10 protein-coding genes and 1 pseudogene are annotated in these 7,331 nt (G+C 70.3%); 10 read left to right on the top strand and 1 reads right to left on the bottom strand.

Annotation, left to right across the window (positions count from 1 at the left end; all coding sequences use genetic code 11):
- From AC2W7G_RS06010 to AC2W7G_RS05965, 10 genes and pseudogenes are all read left to right on the top strand, one after another.
- A partial coding sequence (locus tag AC2W7G_RS06010; protein WP_485867633.1) for a molybdopterin-dependent oxidoreductase occupies positions 1–994 on the top strand: 994 nt, incomplete at its 5' end.
- Between the two features lie 50 nt (positions 995–1,044).
- Entirely contained in the window at positions 1,045–1,728 is a 684-nt protein-coding gene (locus AC2W7G_RS06005) for a fasciclin domain-containing protein (protein ID WP_485867632.1), read from the top strand.
- Positions 1,729–1,950: 222 nt separating this feature from the next.
- Positions 1,951–2,172, top strand: coding sequence for a translation initiation factor IF-1 (gene infA / locus AC2W7G_RS06000; protein ID WP_007078610.1), 222 nt, complete (start codon positions 1,951–1,953; stop codon positions 2,170–2,172).
- A 33-nt stretch (positions 2,173–2,205) separates the two neighbouring features.
- The gene (gene rpmJ / locus AC2W7G_RS05995; protein ID WP_009199219.1) at positions 2,206–2,319 is read left to right on the top strand and encodes a 50S ribosomal protein L36; all 114 of its coding nucleotides are present in this window, start codon (positions 2,206–2,208) and stop codon (positions 2,317–2,319) included.
- Between the two features lie 167 nt (positions 2,320–2,486).
- Positions 2,487–2,855, top strand: coding sequence for a 30S ribosomal protein S13 (gene rpsM, locus AC2W7G_RS05990; RefSeq protein ID WP_485867631.1), 369 nt, complete (start codon positions 2,487–2,489; stop codon positions 2,853–2,855).
- Between the two features lie 5 nt (positions 2,856–2,860).
- Positions 2,861–3,259, top strand: coding sequence for a 30S ribosomal protein S11 (gene rpsK, locus AC2W7G_RS05985; protein WP_019143613.1), 399 nt, complete (start codon positions 2,861–2,863; stop codon positions 3,257–3,259).
- 20 nt (positions 3,260–3,279) lie between these two features.
- Positions 3,280–3,888, top strand: coding sequence for a 30S ribosomal protein S4 (gene rpsD, locus AC2W7G_RS05980; protein WP_485867630.1), 609 nt, complete (start codon positions 3,280–3,282; stop codon positions 3,886–3,888).
- 55 nt (positions 3,889–3,943) lie between these two features.
- Positions 3,944–4,951, top strand: a complete 1,008-nt coding sequence (locus tag AC2W7G_RS05975; protein WP_485867629.1) for a DNA-directed RNA polymerase subunit alpha — start codon at positions 3,944–3,946, stop codon at positions 4,949–4,951.
- Positions 4,952–4,990: 39 nt separating this feature from the next.
- A pseudogene (gene rplQ / locus AC2W7G_RS05970) lies at positions 4,991–5,386 on the top strand (50S ribosomal protein L17); the annotation flags it as partial.
- Positions 5,387–5,423: 37 nt separating this feature from the next.
- Positions 5,424–6,416, top strand: a complete 993-nt coding sequence (locus tag AC2W7G_RS05965) for a hydroxyacid-oxoacid transhydrogenase (protein WP_485867628.1) — start codon at positions 5,424–5,426, stop codon at positions 6,414–6,416.
- Positions 6,417–6,661: 245 nt separating this feature from the next.
- Here the strand turns inward: AC2W7G_RS05965 and AC2W7G_RS05960 are convergent, their stop codons facing one another.
- On the bottom strand, positions 6,662–7,213 hold the full coding sequence (locus AC2W7G_RS05960; RefSeq protein ID WP_485867627.1) for a DinB family protein: 552 nt from the start codon (positions 7,211–7,213) through the stop codon (positions 6,662–6,664).
- Between the last annotated feature and the right edge of the window lie 118 nt (positions 7,214–7,331).

Genomic DNA, 7,331 nt, shown 5'->3' with positions numbered 1-7,331 from the left:
CACCCGCGTCGCCGGGGGAGCGCGCGCCGCCGTGTCCCGGGCCGGCATCCGCGTCCCGCGCCCGGCGGACGCTGCCGGACCGGTCCCTTCCGGCATGGACCCGATCGACGGCATCTCGCCCTACCTGACGCCGAACCGCAGCTTCTACCGCGTCGACACCGCCCTGACCGTGCCCGACGTGCCGGCCGACACCTGGCGGCTGCGCATCCACGGCGACGTCGAGCGCGAGCTCGACCTGGACTTCGCCGACCTGCTGTCCCGACGCCTGGTCGAGCGGCGCATCACCCTGACCTGCGTCTCGAACGAGGTCGGCGGCCCGTACGTCGGCAACGCGACGTGGATCGGCGTCCCGCTCGCCGAGCTGCTGGAGGAGGCCGGCGTCCGCGACGGTGCGGACGCGCTGAAGTCGACCAGCGCCGACGGCATGGTCATCGGCACCCCGCTGGACGCCGTCCTGGACGGCCGCGACGCGATCGTCGCCGTGGCCATGAACGGCGAGCCGCTGCCGCTCGAGCACGGCTTCCCGGCGCGGATGGTCGTGCCCGGCCTCTACGGCTACGTGTCGGCCACCAAGTGGCTGGTCGACCTGGAGGTCACGCGGTTTGCCGACTTCACGGCGTACTGGACCGAGCGCGACTGGGACGAGCAGGCGCCGATCAAGCTCTCCTCGCGCATCGACGTCCCGAAGGCCTTCCAGCGCGTCGCGGCCGACCGCGTCGTCGCCGGCGGCGTCGCCTGGGCGCAGGGCGTCGGCATCGCCTCGGTCGAGGTGCAGGTCGACGACGGCCCGTGGCAGCGGGCCCGGCTCGCCCCCCAGGACACCGTCGACACCTGGCGCCAGTGGACCTGGCGCTGGGACGACGCCACCCCCGGCGCCCACACCCTGTCCGTCCGCGCGACCGACGCGGACGGCACCACCCAGACCTCCGATCGGGTCCCACCCCGCCCGAACGGCTCCACCGGCCGGCACAGCGTCCGGTTCACCGTGGAGTGAACGACCCGGGGACGCACGAACCAGACAAGTCACCACGAGAGGAACCCACCATGCGCACCACCACCCGCCTCAAGAACGTCGTCGCCGGAGTCGCCCTGGTCAGCTCGCTCGGCCTGCTCACCGCCGCCTGCGGCTCGGACGACTCGGACTCCGGCAGCAGCACGTCGTCCTCGTCGTCGGCGACGCCGTCGGAGGAGATGACCGAGTCCGAGGGCATGGACCCTGCGGCCGACCTGGTCGGCGCCGGCTGCGCCGACTACGCCGAGCAGGTGCCGGACGGCGCCGGCTCGGTCGAGGGCATGGCCATGGACCCGGTCACCACCGCCGCGAGCAACAACCCGCTGCTCAAGACGCTGACCGCGGCCGTGAGCGGCAAGCTCAACCCCGACGTCAACCTGGTCGACACCCTCAACGGCGGCGAGTTCACCGTGTTCGCGCCGGTCGACGACGCCTTCGCCAAGATCGACGCCAAGACGCTGAACACGCTCAAGACGCCCGAGGGCGCCAAGACCCTGGAGTCGATCCTGACCTACCACGTCGTCCCGGGCCGCCTGGCTCCCGCGGACGTCGCCGGCACCCACGCGACCGCGAACGGCGCCGAGGTCATGGTGGAGGGCTCGGGCGACATGCTGACCGTCGGCCAGGACAAGGCCAAGGTCATCTGCGGCGGCGTCCAGACCCAGAACGCGACCGTCTACCTGATCGACTCGGTGCTCATGCCCCCGGCGGCCTGACCCCGACGACCACCGGCCCGGCCCCGTCCACCGCGGACGGGGCCGGCCCGCGTCCGGGCCCGTCGCCCCGGGACATGATTTGGATCGGCGCGCGGTTCCTGACTACACTGACCTGTCGGCCTTTGCAGGCACGCCACCCCATGCCCTCGGGCTCCGCGTCAGCGGAGGGGTGACGCGCGGGCTCGGGCCGGCAGGTAGCAACCGGCAACCGAAGAAGAGGTCATGGCGAAAAAAGAAGGCGTCATCGAGATGGAAGGCGCTGTGGTCGAGGCGCTGCCCAACGCGATGTTCCGCGTCGAGCTCGCCAACGGGCACAAGGTCCTCGCGCACATCAGCGGCAAGATGCGGCAGCACTACATCCGCATCCTGCCCGAGGACCGTGTGGTCGTGGAGCTGTCCCCGTACGACCTCAGCCGCGGGCGCATCGTCTACCGCTACAAGTAAACACTCACGTTCAGTCTTCGAAGAGAGAGCTCGATGAAGGTCAAGCCGAGCGTGAAGAAGATCTGTGACAAGTGCAAGGTGATTCGTCGCCACGGCCGCGTCATGGTCATCTGCGAGAACCCGCGCCACAAGCAGCGCCAGGGCTGAAGCAGCTTCTTCACCAGCAGTACTGAACATCTGGATGCTCGTCGCGCAGCCGCGCGGCGTCACCCCCGGCGCAGAGGCCGGGGCCCGGCTCAGGAGCACGGTCTCCTGGAGGCAGTCGGGGCGCACCAGGTGCCGACACCTCTGCCGCAACGAAGGGAACCGCCTCCATGGCACGCCTCCAAGGTGTGGATCTCCCGCGCGAGAAGCGCATCGAGATCGCACTCACCTACATCTTCGGGATCGGCCGCACCCGTGCCGCCGAGACCCTGACCGCGACGGGCATCGACCCGTCCAAGCGGGTCCACGAGCTCACCGACGACGACCTCGTCGCGCTGCGTGACCACATCGACGCGAACTACCAGGTCGAGGGCGACCTGCGTCGTGAGGTCACCGCGGACATCCGTCGCAAGATGGAGATCGGCTCCTACCAGGGCCGCCGCCACCGCGTCGGCCTGCCGGTCCGCGGCCAGCGCACCAAGACCAACGCGCGCACGCGCAAGGGTCCGAAGAAGACCGTCGCCGGAAAGAAGAAGTGATCTAGATGCCTCCTAAGACGTCTGGCGCCAAGAAGGTGCGCCGCAAGGAGAAGAAGAACGTCGCTCAGGGCGAGGCCCACATCAAGAGCACGTTCAACAACACGCACGTGACGATCACCGACCCCTCGGGTGCGGTCATCGCCTGGGCCTCCGGCGGAACCGTCGGCTTCAAGGGCTCGCGCAAGTCCACTCCGTTCGCCGCCGGCATGGCCGCCGAGGCCGCTGCCCGCCAGGCGATGGAGCACGGGATGAAGAAGGTCGACGTCTTCGTGAAGGGTCCGGGCTCCGGCCGCGAGACCGCGATCCGTTCGCTCGGTGGCGCTGGCCTGGAGGTCGGCACCATCTCGGACGTCACCCCCAGCCCGCACAACGGATGCCGGCCGCCCAAGCGCCGCCGCGTCTGATCCCAAGGAGTTCCTGAACCATGGCCCGTTACACCGGTCCTCTGACCAAGAAGTCGCGTCGACTCGGCGTCGACCTCGTCGGTGGTGACGCCGCGTTCGAGCGTCGCCCCTACCCGCCCGGCCAGCACGGCCGCGCGCGGATCAAGGAGAGCGAGTACCGCACCCAGCTGCAGGAGAAGCAGAAGGCGCGCTACACGTACGGCGTTCTCGAGAAGCAGTTCCGCAAGTACTACGAGACGGCTCACCGCAAGCCCGGCAAGACCGGCGACAACCTCCTGGCGCTCCTCGAGACCCGCCTGGACAACGTCGTCTACCGCGCCGGCCTGGCCCGCACCCGTCGTCACGCCCGCCAGCTGGTGACCCACGGTCACTTCCTGGTCAACGGCGTCAAGACGAACATCCCGTCGTTCCAGGTGTCGAAGCACGACATCATCGACGTGAAGCCGAAGTCGCTCGAGACCACGCCGTTCATCGTGGCCCGCGAGACGCACGACTCCGAGTCCGTCCCCGCCTGGCTCACGGTCTCGCCGACCCGCGGCCGCATCCTGGTGCACGACAAGCCCGTCCGCGAGCAGATCGTCGTCCCCATCCAGGAGCAGCTGATCGTCGAGTTCTACTCGAAGATCTGATCCTTTCCCACGAGCCGGGTCCTCAGATGAAGGTGGGCCCGGAAAGGAAGTTCCCATGCTGATCGCCCAGCGCCCCGTCCTGACCGAAGAGGTCGTCGACGACTACCGTTCGCGGTTCGTCATCGAGCCCCTCGAGCCCGGATTCGGCTACACCCTCGGCAACTCGCTGCGTCGCACGCTGCTGTCGTCGATCCCGGGTGCGGCCGTCACGTCGATCAAGATCGACGGCGTCCTGCACGAGTTCTCGACCGTCCCCGGTGTCACCGAGGACGTCACCGAGCTGATCCTCAACATCAAGCGCCTGGTCGTCTCCTCGGAGAACGACGAGCCCGTCGTGATGTACCTGCGCAAGGAGGGCTCCGGTGAGGTCACCGGCGCCGACATCCAGCCGCCGGCCGGGGTCGAGATCCACAACCCCGACCTGCACATCGCCACGCTGAACGACAACGCCAAGCTCGAGGTCGAGCTGGTCGTCGAGCGCGGCCGTGGCTACGTGTCGGCCGTGCAGAACAAGACCGGCGACGAGGAGATCGGCCGCATGCCGGTCGACTCCATCTACAGCCCCGTGCTGAAGGTGACCTACAAGGTCGAGGCGACCCGTGTCGAGCAGCGCACGGACTTCGACAAGCTCGTCATCGACGTCGAGACCAAGCGCTCGATCCTGCCGCGCGACGCGATCGCGTCGGCCGGGTCGACCCTGGTCGAGCTCTTCGGCCTGGCCCGGGAGCTCAACGTCGAGGCCGAGGGCATCGACATCGGCCCGTCGCCGGTGGACGAGCAGCTCGCGGCCGACCTGGCGCTGCCGGTCGAGGACCTGAACTTCACGGTCCGCTCGTACAACTGCCTCAAGCGCGAGGGCATCCACACCGTGGGTGAGCTCATCACGCGCAGCGAGCAGGACCTGCTCGACATCCGCAACTTCGGTCAGAAGTCGATCGACGAGGTCAAGGCCAAGCTGGCCGCCATGGGCCTCGGTCTCAAGGACAGCCCGGTCGGCTTCGACCCGGCGAACCTCGAGTCGTTCGACGACGACGCGAGCTACGCCGAGGACGAGCAGTACTGAGCTGCTCGCCCCTGACCTGACGATTCCTGGAGATATTCGATGCCCACCCCCACCAAGGGACCCCGCCTCGGCGGCAGCCCGGCACACCAGCGGCTGATCCTGGCCAACCTCGCGCAGAGCCTGTTCGAGCACGGCCGGATCACGACGACCGAGGCCAAGGCCCGCCGTCTGCGTCCGTACGCCGAGCAGCTCATCACGAAGGCCAAGAACGACACGGTGGCCAACCGCCGCCAGGTCGTGAAGGTCATCCGTGACAAGAGCGTGCTGCACACGCTGTTCGCCGAGATCGGCCCGGCCATGGCCGACCGTCCGGGCGGCTACACCCGCATCACGAAGATCGGTCCGCGCAAGGGCGACAACGCGCCCATGGCCGTGATCGAGATCGTCGAGGGCGGCTTCACGCCGAAGGCGACCACCGCGCCGGCCGCCGAGGCGCCCCGCGCCGCGGCCCCCGTTCGACGCCGTCGTCGCCGTGGGCGGCGGCAGCGCGATCGACACCGCCAAGGCGGTCAACCTCATGCTCACCAACGACGGCGAGCTCATGGACTACGTCAACGCGCCGGTCGGCGGCGGCCGGGCGCCGCAGAAGCCGCTGCTGCCGCTGGTCGCCGTGCCGACCACCACCGGCACCGGCAGCGAGAGCACCACCATCTGCGTGCTCGACGTGGTCGACCAGCACGTCAAGACCGGCATCTCGCACGCCCGCCTGCGCCCGACGATGGCCGTCGTCGACCCCGAGCTGACGATCACGCAGCCCGCCCAGGTCACCGCGGCCGCGGGCATGGACATCCTGTGCCACGCGCTGGAGAGCTACACCGCGCGCAGCTTCACCAGCTACGAGCGCAAGAGCGCCGAGCAGCGGGTCCCGTACTGCGGCGCCAACCCCATCTCGGACATGTGGAGCGAGAAGTCCATGAGCCTGCTCGCCGGCGCGTTCCGGCGCGCGGTGAGCCACGGCGACGACCTGGACGCCCGCACCGAGGTCGCGCTGGCCGCGACGTTCGCCGGGCTCGGCTTCGGCAACGCCGGCGTGCACATCCCGCACGCCAACGCCTACCCGGTGGCCGGCCAGGTGCGCGACTTCCGACCCGAGGGCTACCCGGTGCTGGACGGCGACGACCACGCGATGGTGCCGCACGGCATGGCCGTCTCGCTGACCGCGCCCGAGGCCTTCCGCTTCACCTTCGCCTCGGCGCCGGAGCGGCACGTGCGCGCCGCCCAGCTGCTCGAGCCGGGCGCGACGCCCGGCGACGACCCGGCCTCCCTGCTGCCGGACGTCCTGACGCGGCTCATGCGCGACATTGGCATCCCGTCGGGCCTGGCCGAGGTCGGCTACGGCGCCGGCGACGTCGACGGCCTGGTCGAGGGCACGCTCAAGCAGCAGCGCCTGCTCGCCACCGCGCCGCGCGAGGCCTCGGCCGAGGACCTCGCCGGCATCCTGCACGGCTCGCTCGAGCTGTGGTGACCCAGCTCCCGGACGCGGCCGTCGGCGACGTCGTCGCCGCGCCGAGGAAGTCGACCGCCACGCGGTCGGGCCACTGCTCGGCGGCGCGGCGCAGGCCGGCCGTCACCGGCTCGTCGGGGACGTCGACGTTCGCGGGCACGCCCACGGGGTAGCTCGACAGCCAGGGGCGGTCCTTCAGCACGTTCGTGCTCCTCTCCACGCGGCCGAGTCTAGGAGCGGGCCCGCTGTGACCGGCGTCTCGCCGCTCACTGGCCGGTGGCCCCGTCGATGCACTCGCGCAGCAGGTCGGCGTGGCCGCAGTGGCGGGCGTACTCCTCGATCATGTGCACGAGCACCTCGCGCAGGTTGATCGCGCCCTCGCGCGGGTGGTGGCCGACGACGTCGAGGTCCGGCGCCTGGTCGACGAACCGCTCGGCGTGCTCGACCTCCTCGTGCCACAGCCGGAACGCCTCGTTGACGACGCCGTCGTCGGCGACCGCCCCGTCGAACTCGGGGTCGGACGCCCCCTCGCGCTCGAAGTGGCGGGCGACGTCCTCGCCGTTCATGACGACGTGGAACCAGTGCTGCTCGACCCACGCCATGTGCCGCACGAGGCCCAGCAGCGACATCGTCGAGGGCGGGACGGAGCGGCGGGCGAGCTGCTCGGCGTCCAGACCGTCGCACTTCATCGCCAGGGTCAGGCGGTAGTGGCGCAGGTACTCCACCAGCGTCTCGCGCTCGCCGGCCATGAGCGGGCTGCTGGGCCGCGGGTCGCTCGTGGGGTCGACGGTGAAGCCGGGGTACCTGGAGCCAGTCATGCGCACAGCGTGGCGGAACCCGCGCCGGGTCGCACGCGAGGGTCAGTCGACGGGCGTCGGCGACGGCGGCGCCACGGCCCACGGCTCGCCCAGGCGGACGAGCACGACGCCGGCCAGG

It is taken from the genome of Aeromicrobium sp. PFPM2_SD2, assembly GCF_057364525.1.
This window is presented reverse-complemented; position numbering and strand designations above follow the sequence as displayed.

Bases quoted from the DNA above. Each gene is read 5' to 3' on its own strand.
- rpsK (WP_019143613.1), top strand. From the start codon at position 2,861: ATGCCTCCTAAGACGTCTGGCGCCAAGAAGGTGCGCCGCAAGGAGAAG.
- infA (WP_007078610.1), top strand. From the start codon at position 1,951: ATGGCGAAAAAAGAAGGCGTCATCGAGATGGAAGGCGCTGTGGTCGAG.
- AC2W7G_RS06005 (WP_485867632.1), top strand. From the start codon at position 1,045: ATGCGCACCACCACCCGCCTCAAGAACGTCGTCGCCGGAGTCGCCCTG.
- rpmJ (WP_009199219.1), top strand. From the start codon at position 2,206: ATGAAGGTCAAGCCGAGCGTGAAGAAGATCTGTGACAAGTGCAAGGTG.
- rpsM (WP_485867631.1), top strand. From the start codon at position 2,487: ATGGCACGCCTCCAAGGTGTGGATCTCCCGCGCGAGAAGCGCATCGAG.
- AC2W7G_RS05960 (WP_485867627.1), bottom strand. From the start codon at position 7,213: ATGACTGGCTCCAGGTACCCCGGCTTCACCGTCGACCCCACGAGCGAC.
- AC2W7G_RS05975 (WP_485867629.1), top strand. From the start codon at position 3,944: ATGCTGATCGCCCAGCGCCCCGTCCTGACCGAAGAGGTCGTCGACGAC.
- rpsD (WP_485867630.1), top strand. From the start codon at position 3,280: ATGGCCCGTTACACCGGTCCTCTGACCAAGAAGTCGCGTCGACTCGGC.